Below are 18,838 nucleotides of genomic sequence, written 5' to 3'. Positions count from 1 at the left end.
CGTAGTGTTTGTGCTAAGTTTAACCCAAAAATAACACAAATATCGCTTTATAAACGAATTTTAACTACAAGGGTTGCTTGTAATAATTGAATAAAATTGGAATCCTTAAAAAATAAAAAGGGAAACAATTGATTGTTTCCCTTTTCTAAACCATTTAGGTATTTATTATTTCAATACTGAAACGTGTCCACGGTATTTGTGTTTTTTATCAGACATTGTTTCTTTGAACTCAATCTGCCATACGTAAACACCATCTTCTACCAATCCACCATTTCCATAATGTCCGTTCCATCCATAAGCTGCATTGTATGATTCAAAAATGATCTCTCCCCATCTGTTAAAGATTGTCAAATGGTAATCATACGGATCATAACCTGAAGTAAATACTGGAGTAAATTGCTCATTGAACTGATCTCCGTCCGGTGTAAATATGTTCGGAACATAGAACAACAATACATCTTCAATTGTCATTACAGCTGTAGTTTCTGACACACAACCAATGTTATTAGTTGCTGTTAGAGTTACAGTATATGACCCTGCAATTTCAGGGAAGTTATGAGTTGGATTCTCTTGATTTGAAGTTAGATTATCCCCAAACGACCAGTTATAAGTATCTGCATATAATGAAGTATTGGTGAACTCTACTTCTGTATTGTTGATATCTGTAAAGCTTGGCGTCATAGTAAAGTCAGCTACAGGTGGTTCAACAACTTCAATATAACTATTGTAAGTATCAGAAGCAGTACATCCTGCTTGTGAAGTAACTGTCAATGTCACATCAAACATTCCTGAATTATTGTATGTGTAAGATACTGGTCCACATGTATTAGATGCTCCTCCGTCACCAAATTCCCAATTACAATCAAATTGTTCTGTTGACAGATTAGTAAATGTTACCGTAAATGGCGCACATCCCATAAAGTTATCAGCTTCAAATTGGATTTGAGGTGTCGGATTCACATTTACATTTACTTGATCATCACTGAAACACTCTCCATTACATACTGAAGCTACAACAGTGTAAGTATTGTTTCCTACAGGTGGAATAAATGAAATTCCGTCCAATACTCCATTGTCCCAAGATATTTGAGCATTATCCGGATTTGATGCTGTTAAGGTTACTGCATCTCCTTCACATACCACTTGACTCAATCCTGCATCTACACTTGGTGTTGCCGCATCAATGTGGATTTCTTGTGTTACGTTAATGGTGTTTCCACAATCATCCGTTACTGAGTATGTTCTTGTAATGATCTCTCCGTTACACACATTTCCATTTGAAACATCTGATACGTGGGCTACAACAGGTGCTGCTGTACAGTTGTCTGCTTCATCTGTTACTACTGTGATGTCTGCAACTGGTACATCAGATGCACAACTCACTGTAATAGGAGCAGGATTAGATGCCGTTGGAGCAGTAATATCATTTACAATGATCGTTTGTGTTACATCAATACTGTTTCCACAATCATCCGTTACAGAATATGTTCTAGTAATAGTCTCTGGACAAGTATTTCCATCTGACACATCTGATACATGTGCTACAACCGGAGCTGCTGTACAGTTATCTGCCTCATCTGTTACTACCGTAATATCAACTGCTGGCACATCTCCTATACATTCAACTACTACCGAAGTAGGGTTAGATGCTGTTGGTGGTGTTGTGTCATCAACTGTGATAGTTTGTACTACATCTGTTGTGTTACCACAGTCATCTGTAATTCTATAAGTTCTTGAAATTGTCTCCGGACATGTGTTTCCATCTGACACATCTGATACGTGAGTTACTGTTGGATTCACAGTACAGTTATCTGCTTCATCTGTAATTGCAGTTACATCAACTGCAGGCACATCACCAATACATTGAACTGTTACATCTGCAGGTGCTGTTCCGGTTGGTGCGATATCATCATTAACAGTAATTGTCTGAACCACTTCAATGAAATTACCACAATCATCCGTAATTCTATAGGTTCTAAAAATATCCGTTGGACATCCATTACCCACCATATTATCACCAACGTGAGTTACAACAGGGTTAACCGTACAGTTATCAGCCTCATCCGTAATAGCATTGATATCAGCCGCAGGTACATCTCCTATACATTGAACTACAACATTAGCAGGAGCTGTTCCGGTTGGATTAGTAATATCATTTACAGTAATAGTTTGTGTAACATCAGTTGTATTTCCACAGTCATCTGTAATTCTATACGTTCTAGTGATTGTTTCTGGACAAGTGTTTCCATCTGATACATCACCAACATGCGTTACTGCTGGATTCACTGTACAGTTATCAGCCTCATCTGTTATCAATAATGGATCTGCAGCTGGCACATCTGCTATACACTCAACTGCTACTGCTGCTGGAGCTGTTCCGGTTGGTGGAGTGATGTCATTTACCGTAATAGTTTGAGTTACATCAGTTGTGTTTCCACAGTCATCAGTGATTCTATACGTTCTGGTAATTGTCTCTGGGCAAGTTTGTCCATCTGAAACATCTCCCACATGCGTTACCGCAGGATTCACAGTACAGTTATCAGCTTCATCCGTAATCAACAATGGATCTGCAGCTGGTACATCTCCAATACACTCAACTGTTACTGCTGCTGGAGCCGTTCCGGTTGGTGCTGTGATATCATTTACCGTAATAGTTTGTGTCACATCAGTTGTGTTTCCGCAGTCATCTGTGATTCTATATGTTCTGGTAATTGTCTCTGGGCAAGTTTGTCCATCTGACACGTCTCCCACATGCGTTACCGCAGGATTCACAGTACAGTTATCTGCTTCATCCGTAATCAATAATGGATCTGCAGCTGGTACATCTGCAATACACTCAACGTTCACTGCCGCAGGAGCTGTTCCAGTTGGTGGTGTGATATCATCTACAGTAATTGTTTGGAATACATCTACAAAGTTTCCACAATCATCAGTAATTCTATAGGTTCTTGTAATAGTCTCAGGACATGATAATCCATCTGATGCATCTCCAACATGTGTTACTGTTGGATTTACCGTACAGTTATCTACCTCATCTGTTACCACCGCTACATCTACTGCAGGTACATCTCCAATGCACTCTACAACTACTGCAGCAGGGTTGGATGCTGTTGGTGCTGTGATATCATTTACTGTGATGATTTGATCTACTGTGATTACGTTTCCACACTGGTCAGTTATTGAGTAAGTTCTAGTAATCGTCTCAGGGCATGATTGTCCATCTGATACATCTCCTACGTGCGCAACTGTTGGCACACCATTGTTGTCTGCTTCATCTGTAATCAAAGCAGGATCAGCCGCTGGAACATCTCCAATACACTCAACTGTGATATCAGCTGGTGCTGTACCTGTTGGTAAAATAGGATCTGTAATGATTACATCATGTGTTACGTTGATAGTGTTTCCACAATCATCAGTCACTGAGTAAGTGTAAGTAATTGTTTCAGGACATGGATTGTTATCTGATACTTGTGATACAAATGCCACTACAGGGTTAGCTGTACAGTTATCAGCCTCATCAATTACAACATTTGGATCCGGTGCAGGAGCTGGTCCGCCTGGAATAGTTGTACTTGCAGGGTTAGATGCAGTTGGTGGTGTTGTATCATCAACTGTAATGGTTTGTGTTACTGTTGTTGTATTTCCACAATCATCTACTATTTCATAAGTTCTTGTGATTACTTCAGGACATGTGTTTCCATCTGATGCATCACCCACAAAGTTTACTGTAGGGTTAGCTGTACAGTTGTCAGATACTCCAGTGACTAATGCAGGATCTGCTGCTGGTACATCTGCTGAACACTGAACTGTAACTGCTGCTGGAGCTGTTCCTAGTGGTGGTGTGATATCATCTACTGTAATAGTTTGGAATACATCTACAAAGTTTCCACAATCATCAGTAATTCTATATGTTCTTGTAATCACTTCAGGACAAGTATTTCCATCTGATGCATCTCCAACATGTGTTACTGTCGGATTCACAGTACAGTTGTCTGCTTCATCTGTTACCACTGCTACATCTACTGCAGGTACATCTGCTATACACTCTACAACTACTGCTGCAGGATTTGATGCTGTTGGTGCTGTGATGTCATTTACTGTGATGATTTGATCTACTGTTACCACATTTCCACAAAGGTCAGTAATTGAATATGTTCTAGTGATTGTTTCAGGGCATGATTGTCCATCTGATACATCTCCTACATGCGCTACTGTTGGCACACCATTGTTATCTGCTTCATCTGTGATTAAAGCAGGATCAGCCGCTGGAACATCTCCAATACACTCAACTGTGATATCAGCTGGTGCTGTACCTGTTGGTAAAATAGGATCAGTAATCAATACATCATGTGTTACAAATATTTGGTTACCACAATCATCAGTTACCGAGTAAGTATAAGTAATTGTCTCAGGACAAGGATTGTTATCTGATACTTGTGATACAAATGCTACCACAGGATTAGCTGTACAGTTATCTGCTTCATCAATTACAACTGCTGGATCCGGCGCAGGAGCTGGTCCACCAGGTACTGTTGTAGTAGCAGGGTTTGATGCTGTTGGATTAGTAACGTCATCAACTGTAATAGTTTGTGTTAATGTTGTAGTATTTCCGCAATCATCTACTACCTCATAAGTTCTTGTGATTACTTCAGGACAAGTGTTTCCATCTGATGCATCACCCACAAAGTTTACTGTAGGGTTAGCTGTACAGTTGTCTGATACTCCTGTTACTAGGACTGGATCTGCTGCAGGTACATCTGCTGAACATTCAACCGCGATTGCTCCTGGTGCCGTTCCTAATGGTGGAGTAATATCATCTACTGTGATTGTTTGGATTACATCTATAAAGTTTCCACACTCATCTTCTATTCTATATGTTCTGGTGATGATCTCAGGACAAGTATTTCCGTCTGATACATCTCCCATATGAGTTACTGTTGGATTTACTGTACAGTTGTCTGCTTCATCTGTAATTGCATTCACATCTACCGCAGGTACATCTCCAATACATTCTACCGTTACATCTGCTGGAGCGGTTCCGGTTGGATCGGTTACATCATCTACTGTGATTGTTTGGATTACATCAATAAAGTTTCCGCACTCATCTTCTATTCTATATGTTCTGGTGATGATCTCAGGACAAGTATTTCCGTCTGATACATCTCCCATATGAGTTACTGTTGGATTTACTGTACAGTTGTCTGCTTCATCTGTAATTGCATTCACATCTACCGCAGGTACATCTCCAATACATTCTACCGTTACATCTGCCGGTGCTGTTCCAGTTGGATTAGTGATATCATCTACTGTGATTGTTTGGTTTACATCTATAAAGTTTCCACACTCATCTTCTATTCTATATGTTCTGGTGATGATCTCAGGACAAGTATTTCCGTCTGATACATCTCCCATATGAGTTACTGTTGGATTTACTGTACAGTTGTCTGCTTCATCTGTAATTGCATTCACATCTACCGCAGGTACATCTCCAATACACTCTACCGTTACATCTGCCGGTGCGGTTCCGGTTGGATTAGTGATATCATCTACTGTAATTGTTTGGATTACATCTATAAAGTTTCCACACTCATCTTCTATTCTATATGTTCTGGTGATAATCTCCGGACATGTGTTTCCATCTGATGCATCTCCCATGTGAGTTACTGTAGGATTCACAGTACAGTTGTCTGCTTCATCTGTAATTGCATTCACATCTACCGCAGGTACATCCGCAATACATTCTACTGTCACATCTGCCGGTGCTGTTCCGGTTGGATTAGTGATATCATCTACTGTGATTGTTTGGATTACATCTATAAAGTTTCCACACTCATCTTCTATTCTATATGTTCTGGTGATAATCTCCGGACATGTGTTTCCATCTGATGCATCTCCCATGTGAGTTACTGTAGGATTCACAGTACAGTTGTCTGCTTCATCTGTAATTGCATTCACATCTACCGCAGGTACATCCGCAATACATTCTACTGTCACATCTGCCGGTGCTGTTCCGGTTGGATTAGTGATATCATCTACTGTGATTGTTTGGATTACATCTATAAAGTTTCCGCACTCATCTTCTATTCTATATGTTCTGGTGATGATCTCAGGACAAGTGTTTCCATCTGATGCATCTCCCATATGAGTTACTGTAGGATTTACTGTACAGTTGTCTGCTTCATCTGTAATTGCATTCACATCTACCGCAGGTACATCCGCAATACATTCTACTGTCACATCTGCTGGTGCTGTTCCAGTTGGATCGGTTACATCATCTACTGTGATTGTTTGAGTTACAAAAATCACGTTACCACAATCATCTGTAACTGAATAGGTTCTAGTTATAACTTCAGGACACGTATTCCCATCCGAAGCATCACTTACCCATGCAACTGTTGGAACCGCTCCGTTATCCGCTTCATCTGTCACCACAAGGGGGTCTGGAGCAGGAACATCTGCAATACATTCAACGTTCACCGGTAATGGATTAGATGCCGTTGGTAAAATAGCATCACCAATAATAATTAACTGAACAACATTAATTGTATTTCCACAAGCATCAGTTACAGAGTAAGTTCTGGTAATAGTTTCAGGACATACACCATTATCCGTAACATCAGAAACAAATGCTACTACAGGAACTCCACAGTTATCAGCTTCATCTGTTACCACATTCACATCTGGTGCCGGAACCGGGTTCCCTCCAGCAATATTAATATCAGCCGGATTTGATGCTGTTGGTGGTGTAGTATCATCAATAGTAATAGTCTGAGTTACTGTTGTAGTATTTCCACAGTCATCAATAATTTCATAAGTTCTGGTAATTACTTCAGGACATGTTGTTCCAGATGAAACATCAGAAACAAAGTTCACTGCAGGATTTGCTGTACAGTTATCTGAAACTCCAGTTACAGATGCCGGATCTGCTACTGGGACATCACCAACGCATTCAACTGTAACGGCACCTGGAGCTGTACCCACAGGAGGAGTTACATCATCAATAGTAATTGTTTGAACTAAATCTGTAATATTTCCGCAATCATCAGTAATTCTATATGTTCTTGTTATCACTTCCGGACAAGTAGTTCCTGATGAAACATCTGACAAGTGAATTACCGCAGGATTAGCTGTACAGTTATCTGCTTCATCTGTAATTAGTAATGGATCAGCCGCAGGAACATCAGTTGCACATTCAACTGTTAGGTTACCTGGAGCTGTACCAGTAGGTGCTATGTTATCATTTACAGTGATAGTTTGAACCACATCTATGAAGTTTCCACAAGCATCTTCAATTCTGTAAGTCCTATCTATAGTAATGGGACAAGTTCCAGCCGATTGAACATCTGAAATATGCGTAACAGTTGGTACTGAACAGTTATCAGCCTCATCAGTTATTGCGTTGATATCTACTGGAGGTACATCTGTCATACATTGTACATTTACATTAACTGGAGCTGTTCCAGTAGGAGCTATGTCATCATCAATGGTAATTGTCTGAACTACGTCAATAAAGTTTCCACAAGCATCTTCTATTCTATAAGTTCTTGTAATAACTTCAGGACAAGTGGTACCAGATGATACGTCAGAAATATGTGTTACAGTTGGTACTGAGCAGTTATCTGCTTCATCTGTAATTGCATTGATGTCAACCGGTGGAGCATCTGCAGCACATTGAACATTTACATCTGCCGGAGCGGTACCAGTAGGATTAATATTATCGTTAACTGTGATTGTTTGAACTACATCAATAAAATTACCACAATCATCTTCTATTCTATATGTTCTATCAATGGTAACAGGACATGAACCAGCAGATTGAACATCCGAAATATGAGTAACTGTTGGAACTGAACAGTTATCTGCTTCATCAGTGATAGCATTGATATCAACTACAGGCACATCAGCCATACATTGAACTGTTACGTTTGCAGGAGCTGTCCCTGTTGGAAGTATATTATCGTTAACTGTGATTGTTTGAACTACATCAATAAAGTTTCCACAAGCGTCCTCAATTCTATAAGTTCTATCAATAGTAATTGGACATGTTCCTGCCGATTGAACATCTGAAATATGCGTAACAGTTGGTACTGAACAGTTGTCCGCTTCATCAGTGATAGCATTAATATCCACTGCAGGCACATCAGCCATACATTGAACTGTTACGTTCACAGGTGCCGTTCCTGTAGGATTGATATTATCATCAACTGTGATTGTTTGAACTACATCAATAAAGTTGTTACACAAATCTGTAATTCTATATGTTCTTGTAATTACTTCAGGACATGTTGTTCCGGATGAAACATCTGACAAATGAACTACTGATTGGATTCCACAGTTATCTGCTTCATCTGTAATTAGTGCAGGGTTTGCTGCAGGAACATCAGCTGAACATTGAACCGTAATATCAGCAGGAGCTGTTCCTGTTGGGTTGATATTGTCATCAACTGTGATTGTTTGAACTACATCTATAAAGTTGTTACATAAATCTGTGATTCTGTATGTTCTTGTAATTACTTCAGGACATGTTGTTCCGGATGAAACATCTGACAAATGAACTACTGATTGGATTCCACAGTTATCTGCTTCATCTGTAATTAGTGCAGGGTTTGCTGCAGGAACATCAGCTGAACATTGAACCGTAATATCAGCAGGAGCTGTTCCTGTTGGGTTGATATTGTCATCAACAGTGATTGTTTGAACTACATCTATAAAGTTGTTACATAAATCTGTGATTCTGTATGTTCTTGTAATTACTTCAGGACATGTTGTTCCGGATGAAACATCTGACAAGTGAATTACAGATTGAATTCCGCAGTTATCTGCTTCATCAGTAATTGAAGCAGGATTTGCCGCAGGAACATCAGCTGAACATTGTACTGTAACGTTAGCAGGTGCAGTTCCCGTAGGGTTAATATTATCATCAATGGTAATTGTTTGCGTACAAGTAGCAGTATGACCACAAGAATCAGCAATTTCATAAGTTCTAGTAACTACTTCAGGACATGTTTGACCATTACTTACTTCACTAAGTAAAGTGAAAGAATTCACATCCAAATTATAATCATCAGAAGCTGATCCTCCTGCACCGGTAAAAGCTGCAAATGTTAAATAAGGAGGTTGTTCAGCTATTGAACAAACTGCTGTAAGAGCACCAGGACAATTAATAATAGGATCTGTATTATCAATTATTATATTGAAAAAAGTCTCATCATCACAACCTGCGATTCCTGGATCGTAAACATAAAGAGGAGTCATGTTTGCTGTGATTACAGCTCCAGGGTTATATTGAGTACCTGTACCACCAGGACCTGAATAATAAGCTGCAGCAGCAGTAACATTAATACCCGAGATAGCAGGTAAAGTATATGTATCACATGCAACAACCGGGAATATAGTATCTAATACCGGACCATCAGCCACAGTAATACAAACTGTAGTATCATATGTACAACCAAAGTTATCTGTTACAACGAAAGTGTAACATGCCGGCCCAGTTGAAGTTGGTTCAACCGTAATAGGATTGGTACCAGAAACTATGGAAGGGTCTGCCATCCAAGACTCTGACACTATTGTTGGTGTAAAAGTAACCGCCGGAGGTAAAATTGCAGGATCAAAATTGATGCTCCAATCGAAAATAAAACCGTTGTCTGAACCTAAGTTATCAGTAATTGTGATTGTCCAGTCACCGTTCATGTCACATCCTACCAAACCACTAAAAGGATCATCTGACTCATAAGTACCTGCAGGTAAAGTTCCTCCTGTGTTCTGACCCCATGTACCGTTGTTAGATGAAGGAGACCAACAATAATCAAAGCCTGTTCCCTGAACATTTGGAGTTGCATCATTATCAACAGGAATCCCTAAAAATGTACCTCCTCCACCATTTGGATAATCAACTAGTGTAATTGATTGTCCAGAAGGACAAGTAAGCACAATATCTAAGTCCCCCATGTATGAGTGCTCCATGTTTACACAAATATCTAGTAAATCGAATTGGTCAGTCAATGTTTGGCCAGGACTATAACAATCCAAGTTTACTGACGTCTCATAAGAAACCCCTGAACCATCAGGCAAAGCTAAAGGCGGGAAAGCAGGTTGAGTACAGAATTTCTCATACGTTACAGGAGTTACAACACCTGTAAATACTGCTTGATCACCTAAACAAATTGGATCCGGTGCTCCAATGGTTCCATCAAAAATTGGAGTAGTTGAAACATAAACGTACTGATCTAAATCGTTACTATTTGTACAACCTTCTATATCCGTAATCTCTAGTTGTACAATATAAGCACCTTCATTATTAAAGGTAAATGAGGAATTTTGTCCTGGAAGAGCAGCTCCATCAACGGTCCATTCAAAGGTAGAAGTACCATCAGATTGAGTATACCCTGTATTATTATCAGGATAAATTCCATTTCCATTCAATTGCACAACATCTCCTTGGCATAGATATATTACTCCATCTAAGGCTGGAGCCGGATTAAAATTGGCATCTGCAATCACAGTTTGACAAGGCTGAGTACAAGAAACAGTTGCAGTCCAACCATCTAATTGTACAGATCCATCTGAATCAAAAAATATCGTTAAACATCCATCTGGATTGGTAGCTTGAACAGTACCTGTCATTGGAACATTGTTATCATAACATCCAAAACTTGGCGCAGCTGTTGTCAATCCGTCATAAATACACATTACATCAAAACCACCTTCAACGTTAAAAGAGGTAAAATCTAGCGTAACCATTGAACCTGGTGTATCAGGACAGATAGTAAATGTCGATAATTCATTTGCTCCATAAGTAGATCCCGATCCTCCAGAATCCGTAAAAGTTCCAGAACATGCATTCGTAGATCCGTTACTTTGAGAAAGTCCTCCACCACCGCCTAATCCGCAGGTAGTACAAGCCCACTGAACTGTCATACATGTGGAGTTACTGTTACAACTAAATTGACTTAACAAAACATCAACCGTACCTGTAAACGTAGCAGTCCATGTAATTGTAGACTGCAAACCACAGTCATCATCATTATAGGCATAAGTAATAGTGTGTGCCGTATTCCACAATGTTAATTGTGTATCAAAATCGGTATCTCCACAAGTTGTCCAAGTATATGTTTCTCCGGCGGTAACACTGTAAGAAGCATATTCTCCTCCATATTGACATGTGGTAACTGTTGTCAATGAATTGGATGTTGTTGATTGCGTACCAGAAGGAAACTGTGCATTAAAATTTGAACATTGTCCAACTGAATTAACAGCCAAGGCAACAACTCCAACGAATGTAAGTAAAGATCTTATCATTTTATAAAAGGGTTATAAAAGTAAAAGCGAGTAACTATAAACTATTTTTCCGCCTGAATTTTATTAATGTATTCAGTTGGATAAATCATGATCACCTTCCCTGTGCTTCCCAACACATAATAGGTAATTTCTGAACGGTCGTATTGTAATTGATATTTGATGAAATTGAAACTTCCATCAGCATAATCATCTACTAACTGCTGAGCAGTAACCATTTGCTTTTGGGATTTGTCTCCATCCGTTATTACACGTATCTCATTGATGACACTAAAGTCACTCATTTTCTCATCAACGAAATCCAAAATTTTAAAACCATCAGAACATCTGACATCTAAAAATTTTAAATAACTGGGATTGGAATTTTGTAATTCAGAAAAATGCGTTTGACCTAAATATTCAACAATAAACTGTTCATTATTTAAAGTCTGCGCATTGACATTCCACAAAGTAAGGAATACCAAGGTTGTAAGAAGGGTCTTCATGCAATAGTTTTTTAGTATACTCAGATTTAAGACGTTGAATTCTTAACAGGGTTGGCATTATACTTAAAGAAAAATCACATTCTTTGTGAATAACAGAGCTAATACCTTGATAATACTAGGATTAGATTGTTAACAACTAGGTAACAACCCTTTAAAATTGAGTTAAAAATGGGATAAAAGAAGACTATTTTCCTTTACAGGGCACTAATTCAAAGTTTTGATATTTAACAACTGATACACTTTGGTTTTCAAACCCTGAACCAGCTGCAATAGATTTAAATGAAAAGCTATTCTGCACCAAAGGCATATTATGCATTTTCAGATATTGATCAAAGGAAGTGCCATATAGATACATTGCACTTAAGAAATACATCCCTACATCAAATCCTTGGGTAGAATATACAGTGGGATCAATACCAGTATGATATCTGTAACTTTTTACAAAATTCAAACCCTTACCGGTATTATAATCAACATATCTGTATGTTGAATAATGTTGGTTTAATTTTTCTCTATGAAGTACATCAATTGCATCAAAATTGTTCCAGTCTTCAAATCCAAATGCTACTACCTTTAAATTCTTAGCATAAGGATTTAAATTCACCACCTTATTTAATCTATTTAAAGCCCCGGTAACATATTTAGGATCGTTTGACGGAATGATAAAGATACTTGTCGTGTCTTTTCTCATTTTGGCGTTTATCTCCCTCCCGCTTGAACTTCCCCATTCGTATTCAAGGATTTTACCATTCATAGATGGTTTACCAGTAATTTTTTCATTAAATCTGGCTTTTGCTCTTTCATACAGGGCTTTATCTGATTCAGAATATGGTTTTAGGATAATGATGTTGTGATGTGCATGATTTTCTACCAGATAATCAATAGTTCCGTCCATCAAGGTCATATTTGATGTAACACACTTAAAAACATTTGAATGCTCATGTAATACTCCTGCATCTACTTTAAATGGAAGCACAACCTTGATGTTTTCTTTTGCACATCTATTAACAACATAAGCAATCGTATTCTTATACAACGGACCAATAACTAAATCAACATTATTAAACTCTTCACTATCCATAATTTTCGCAATAGCATTAGAATCTTTTTTTGTGTCAAAAGCATATAAGTCTACATTTAAACCAGCCTGTTTTAGTGAATCTACTGCAAGTTTTAATCCTTGATAAAATTGAAAAGATATTTTGGTTGTAGGATCCAATTCTCGGTGTTGTCCAATTTTTAAAGTCTTGCTCATTTCAATGTCGTTTTGAGCAAACATAAAAGGAAGAAAAACTGCTATCTTATAGGTTCCTTTTTTAACACCTTTGAATGGGATTCCTAAAGAATCTTCCTGAGTGATATCTTCTACTTGTTTTTCAAGAATTGTATAATTTACTTTTTTAATTGGAATCAAAAGCACATCACCTTTTTTCACCTTATTACCTCTGATATTATTCAATAAACGGATTGTATCAGAAGAAACCATGTATCGTTTAGATATTGAATACAAAGTTTCATGTTCCAGTACTGTGTGATTCACAATAGAATCTGATAATGAAATATTATAATCCAAAACCTCCGTTTCTTGCTCCTGAATTTGTTCTGTTACATTTTCACTGTCTGGTTTTGGAATCTTTAATTTTTGCCCAATTTGCAAACCTGATTCTATTCCAGGGTTAATATTTTTTAAATCATCAACAGTACAATTATATTTTCTTGAAATTCCGTAGAGGGTTTCACCTTCAGCGACTGTATGTTCATTGTAAAAGTTCTGATTTGAAACATCAATTGGAATCAATATTTGCTGACCAATGGTTAGATTATCTGACAATCCCGGATTAGCATTTAAAATATCCTCTATTTCTGTATTGTACAATGAATGTATACCGTACAAGGTATTTCCTTGAGCAACAACATGTATGTAATACTTTTTTCCTTCAATTGTTTTAACAACTGCATCTTCAGGCTGAGCAAATACATTACTCAACATAAAAATTGACAATATCAGTAATAGATTCTTCATTATTCCCATTCAATTGTTGCTGGTGGCTTAGAACTTATATCATAAGTTACACGATTAATTCCTTTGACACCATTAATAATTTGATTGGAGATTTTTGCAAGAAAATCATAAGGTAAATGTACCCAATCTGCCGTCATCCCATCTGTTGAAGAAACTGCACGTAACGCCACTGCATTTTCGTAAGTTCTTTCATCCCCCATCACTCCTACAGATTGTACAGGCAACAAAATTACTCCTGCTTGCCAAACATCATCATATAATCCCCAATCTTTCAATCCTTTAATAAATATATGATCTACCTCTTGCAATATCTGTACCTTTTCTGCTGTGATATCTCCCAAGATTCGAATTCCAAGACCCGGACCAGGAAAAGGATGTCTTCCTATGATCGTATCCGGTATACCTAATTCTCTTCCAACTCTTCTTACCTCATCTTTAAAAAGTAATCTCAAAGGCTCAACCACTTTTAACTTCATATAATCAGGTAATCCCCCAACATTGTGATGAGATTTAATAGTAGCAGACGGACCACCAGTAGCAGAAACTGACTCGATTACATCAGGATAAATAGTCCCCTGACCAAGCCATTTTGCATTCTCTACTAAATGTGATTCTTCGTCAAATACTTCAACAAAAATATTTCCAATGATTTTTCTTTTCTTTTCAGGATCAGACTCTCCTTTCAAGCCTTCATAAAATCTACTTTTAGCATCAACTCCCTTTACATTAAGTCCCAATCCTTTGTAAGAAGCTAACACCTCTTCAAATTCATTTTTTCTTAGTAAACCATTGTCAACAAAAATGCAATACAAATTTTGTCCAATAGCTTTATTCAATAAAGTTGCAGCTACAGATGAATCAACTCCACCTGACAAACCTAAAATCACTTTATCATCTCCAAGTTTTTCTCTCAACTCTTCAACTGTTGATTCGATAAAAGAAGCAGGTGTCCAACTTTGTTCGCATTTACAAATATCAACAACAAAGTTTTTTAATAGATTCTTACCATACTCTGAGTGGTAAACCTCTGGATGAAACTGAACACCAAAGGTATTTTCACCTTCAATTTCGAAACCAGCTACCTCAACATCTTCAGTACTAAAAATTACACGGTAATTGTCTGGAATTCTAGTAATGGTATCACCATGACTCATCCAAACCTGACTATTATTGACAACATCTTTAGCTAAGACAGATTCCCCAACAAACGATAAGTGAGCTCTTCCATATTCTCTAGTATTGGAAGCCATTACTTCTCCACCAAAATTTTGGGCTAAAAACTGAGCTCCAAAACAAACACCTAATAATGGTACTTTACCTTTGTATTTATCTACTTCAGGTTTAGGAGAATTTTCATCTCTAACTGAAAATGGAGATCCTGAAAAAATAACTCCCTTAACTTCAGGTGTTAATTCAGGCGCTTTGTTCCATGGATGAATTTCACAATACACATTTAGCTCTCTAAGCCTTCTGGCTATTAGTTGCGTATATTGAGAGCCAAAATCAAGGATAAGGATTGTCTCTTGCATGGCGCAAAGATATAAACTCTAAGTGCTTAAATGCATCATTCAATCAACGAAATTATTTTTCGTTAATAAATCTTTATAATGTGTGGAAAAAATCTACTTATTCAATATTGAATTCTTTCTTCATCCACTCAGCTAAATTCTCCTTTTGTGGATGCCCATAAAATTCATTTAAGTAGGCGGTAACTTCTTTGATTTTCTCTTTACCATCTTTGTCCTGATATTCCGCCAAAATGATTTCGATTTCATCTTTTAAATCTTTCTCATCTGGGAATACAGGGGTGAAAGTGCTGATTTTTGTTTTCTTACCATCACTTAAATAATACAAAGTCATTTCTTTTTCCTCAACAGGAATTGCTTCTCCGTCTATTTTGAAAATTTCTTCTTTGTTCAAAATAAGGAACTGCCCATCTGAATCTAACTTTTTGTTGATTGCTTCATTGTTATGATCATATGATAAGAAAAAGAAGTTTTTATCATCCATTGGAAATGCTTCTTTTCCTAGTTCCAATCTCATTTCACCAATAACTAAATACTTTCCGGCAAAGTGATTTTGTAAATCTATCACATTGATCAATGCACCTGCTCTTGAAGAAATATTATTAGCCGCCGGTAAAATTTTAGTTTGTCCTTTTTCAGAAGCCGATAAAACAAACCTTCCTTTTAGTGAAGAAATTACAGCTGCTCTAGACTGTGGAGTCTCAAAAGAAAGCGCCATTCCTGATAAAAAGATATCTCCTTTTTTCATGCTCTCTTTAGTCTTTTGAAAAACAATTTTACCATCAACCTTAATCACTTTATACTTATCCGCTCCGGCAAAACTTTTAGACTTTTCATTACCCATAAATGAAACAGTAATCATCATTGCTGCCAAGGTCAAAGCTGAGATTGTAATTATCTTTTTCATATCAATTATTTCTTTTTAAATTCTTTTTCCATCCAAACCGTTAGGTCTGTCATATTTACTTTTCCGTAAAACTCATTTAGGTGTGCGGACACTTCTTTTTTCTGCTCGTCAAATGATTTACTTTCAAGTGATTCCAAAATTAATAAAACTTCCTCTTTCAAGTCAAGTAAATCAGGAAAAACAGGAGTAAAACTATTCACTTTTGTACCTTTTCCATTTTGTCTATAATACAAAGTCATTTCCTTTTCTTCAACCGGAATTGGATTTCCATCAACCTTAAAAATTTCAGTTTTATCAAAAATCAATTTGTTGTCATTATATGGTAATTGCTTTGCAATTTCCTCTCCTTTATACGGATATGTCAAATAAAAAAATTGGGAGTCATTCATTGGAAAAGTTCCACGACCAATTTCCAATTCTGTTCGGTCTAAAATCAAGTATCTTCCTTCAAAATGATTCTTTAGATCAACTGCATTTAATAAAGCACCACCCCTTGCCGAAATATTATTTGCTGCTGGCAATACTCGTACTTTACCTCTACTATTACCAGTCAAAACAAATCTGCCTTTTGACTCATTAATAACTGCCGCACGAGACTTAGAAGTTTCAAAATTTAATGTTGTACCGGCAATATATGTATCACCTCTTTTCATTTCCTTGTTAGACTTCACGAAAACGATTTTACCTTCAACATGCACTACTCTGAATTTATTATCGCCTGCTAATTCTGTTTCTTTAGCAAATGCGAACAATAAGAGCATTACCAAAAACACTCCCAAAGCAGATAATCCTATAATCGCCTTTTTCATCATCTTATTTAAATAGATCAAAATCTATACCAATATTATAAGTCGTTTTTCAACTTGTTTAATTCTCTTTTAACCTGCTCCAACTTTGCAATTATGTCATGTTGATCTGTAGTTTTGACATCCTTGTTTTTGAGCGCAACCTTAGCTCCATCTAAGGTGTACCCTTTTTCTTTTACCAATTCGTAAATACGACGAAAATTCTCAATGTCCTTTTCAGTAAAAAGTCTGTTACCTTTTTTATTCTTTTTAGGTTTAATCAAGCTAAACTCTTTTTCCCAAAAGCGAATCAATGATGCATTCACATCAAACATTTTAGCTACCTCACCTATTGAATAATACAATTTTGACATCTGATAAAAATAGGAAACTAATTAAAATTAGTAAAAACTAGGATGAAACGCAGATAATTCGATACTTATTCCCAAAAATATTAATTACGTCTAAAAAATCCATTAATATATCTCTGGGAATAAAAATAATTCAAAGACAACTGATATATTTGCTTTCTTAAACAAAAGAAGACAATGCCTTCATACAAATTTCGCATACTGCTTGATACTGATGGGAATGAAGAAATCTTCAGAGATATTGTCATATCCTCATCTGAAAATTTCGAAATTTTTTACAGGGCAATTATTACTTCATTTGGCTTCTCAGGCCAGGAGTTGGCTTCTTTTTATGTCAGCAATGAAGAATGGGATAAAGGCCATGAAATTGCTTTAATGGACATGGAAATCAACAACAACCTTGATGCTCCATCTATCATGAAAGAAACCATACTTTCAGATTTGGTCAACAACGAAGATCAAAAATTTGTATTGGTGTATGATTTCTTGAGAATGTGGTGTTTTATGATAGAGCTGGTTGATACATTACCAACCGATTATGATGACCCACAATTGGTTTTATCAGTAGGTGATGCCCCAGATGAAATGAGCAAAGAAATTGATTTTAATGCTGATTTCGGAATGGACGCAGATCTCGAGTTAGGAAATGATTTAGATGATATTTTTTCAGATTTTGATGACGAAGATGAAGACTTTGAGGGATTTGAAAATATCGACGACATGGACTTCTAATGACCTTTGAAAAAGACCCAATAGGATTCGCAATTCACGATTTTTACAAAAATGGTTCAGCTGAGAATATTATTGTTGAATCAGATTTGTGTGAAGATGATATAATTCCCGTTTCACACCTGTTTAGAACGTTTGATTTAATGCCTAAAATTGAGCAAAAAGCATTGCAACTTTCAAAGGGCAGAGTACTTGATATTGGTGCTGCAACAGGTTGTCATAGCACTTGGCTAATTGAAAACAAAAAGGATGTGTTAGCTGTAGATATTTCAAATGGAGCAGTTGAATACATGCTAAGCAAAGATGTAAACGCCAAACAAATATCATTTCTTGACTTAAAAAATGAAAAGTTTGACACCATCTTAATGTTGATGAACGGAATTGGTTTGGTGGGGAATTTAGACAAGTTAACTCCGGCATTAAATCATCTAAAAACACTACTTAATCCGGGAGGTACAATTATTTGCGACTCAACCGACATCAAATATATGTATGAAGAAGAAGATGGATCTATGTGGGTTGATTTGAATTCAGTTTATTACGGCGAGATTCAATTTAATATGAAATATAAAGAAGTTGAATCCGGTTGGTTTGATTGGATTTACATTGATCCTCATACATTAACCGATTATGCCTCCAAATCTGGCTTTGATACAGAAATTATCATGGAAGGTGAAAACAATCATTACCTTGCAGTCTTAAAAATCTGACAAA

The 18,838-nt window shown here is 37.0% G+C and carries 9 protein-coding genes; 2 read left to right on the top strand and 7 right to left on the bottom strand.

Annotated elements, in window-relative coordinates:
* Positions 1-165: 165 nt before the first annotated feature.
* The 7 genes from K6119_RS17400 to K6119_RS17370 form a co-directional block, all read right to left on the bottom strand.
* A complete protein-coding gene (locus tag K6119_RS17400; RefSeq protein ID WP_221835141.1) occupies positions 166-11,301 on the bottom strand; it encodes an HYR-like domain-containing protein in 11,136 nt (3,711 codons plus the stop codon).
* 41 nt (positions 11,302-11,342) lie between these two features.
* On the bottom strand, positions 11,343-11,783 hold the full coding sequence (locus K6119_RS17395; protein ID WP_221835143.1) for a hypothetical protein: 441 nt from the start codon (positions 11,781-11,783) through the stop codon (positions 11,343-11,345).
* Between the two features lie 184 nt (positions 11,784-11,967).
* Positions 11,968-13,806 carry an amino acid ABC transporter substrate-binding protein gene (locus K6119_RS17390; RefSeq protein WP_221835145.1) on the bottom strand — a complete coding sequence of 613 codons (1,839 nt, stop codon included), beginning with the start codon at positions 13,804-13,806 and terminating at the stop codon, positions 11,968-11,970.
* Positions 13,806-15,335: a glutamine-hydrolyzing GMP synthase gene (guaA, locus tag K6119_RS17385; protein WP_221835148.1), complete on the bottom strand. Its 1,530-nt coding sequence runs from the start codon at positions 15,333-15,335 to the stop codon at positions 13,806-13,808. Before guaA ends, K6119_RS17390 begins: the two co-directional genes overlap by 1 nt.
* Positions 15,336-15,432: 97 nt before the next feature.
* A complete protein-coding gene (locus K6119_RS17380) occupies positions 15,433-16,239 on the bottom strand; it encodes a hypothetical protein (protein ID WP_221835151.1) in 807 nt (268 codons plus the stop codon).
* Positions 16,240-16,244: 5 nt separating this feature from the next.
* A complete protein-coding gene (locus tag K6119_RS17375) occupies positions 16,245-17,048 on the bottom strand; it encodes a hypothetical protein (RefSeq protein ID WP_221835153.1) in 804 nt (267 codons plus the stop codon).
* Between the two features lie 35 nt (positions 17,049-17,083).
* Entirely contained in the window at positions 17,084-17,398 is a 315-nt protein-coding gene (locus tag K6119_RS17370; protein ID WP_221835155.1) for a MerR family transcriptional regulator, read from the bottom strand.
* 174 nt (positions 17,399-17,572) lie between these two features.
* Between K6119_RS17370 and K6119_RS17365 the strand changes: the two genes are divergently transcribed.
* Entirely contained in the window at positions 17,573-18,127 is a 555-nt protein-coding gene (locus tag K6119_RS17365) for a plasmid pRiA4b ORF-3 family protein (RefSeq protein WP_221835156.1), read from the top strand.
* Positions 18,127-18,834 carry a class I SAM-dependent methyltransferase gene (locus K6119_RS17360; protein ID WP_221835158.1) on the top strand — a complete coding sequence of 236 codons (708 nt, stop codon included), beginning with the start codon at positions 18,127-18,129 and terminating at the stop codon, positions 18,832-18,834. The genes K6119_RS17365 and K6119_RS17360 overlap by 1 nt, the downstream gene beginning before the upstream one ends.
* Positions 18,835-18,838 lie beyond the last annotated feature (4 nt).

Source organism: Paracrocinitomix mangrovi (assembly GCF_019740355.2).
In the GTDB taxonomy this organism is placed as follows: domain Bacteria; phylum Bacteroidota; class Bacteroidia; order Flavobacteriales_D; family Crocinitomicaceae; genus Paracrocinitomix; species Paracrocinitomix mangrovi.
This window is presented reverse-complemented; position numbering and strand designations above follow the sequence as displayed.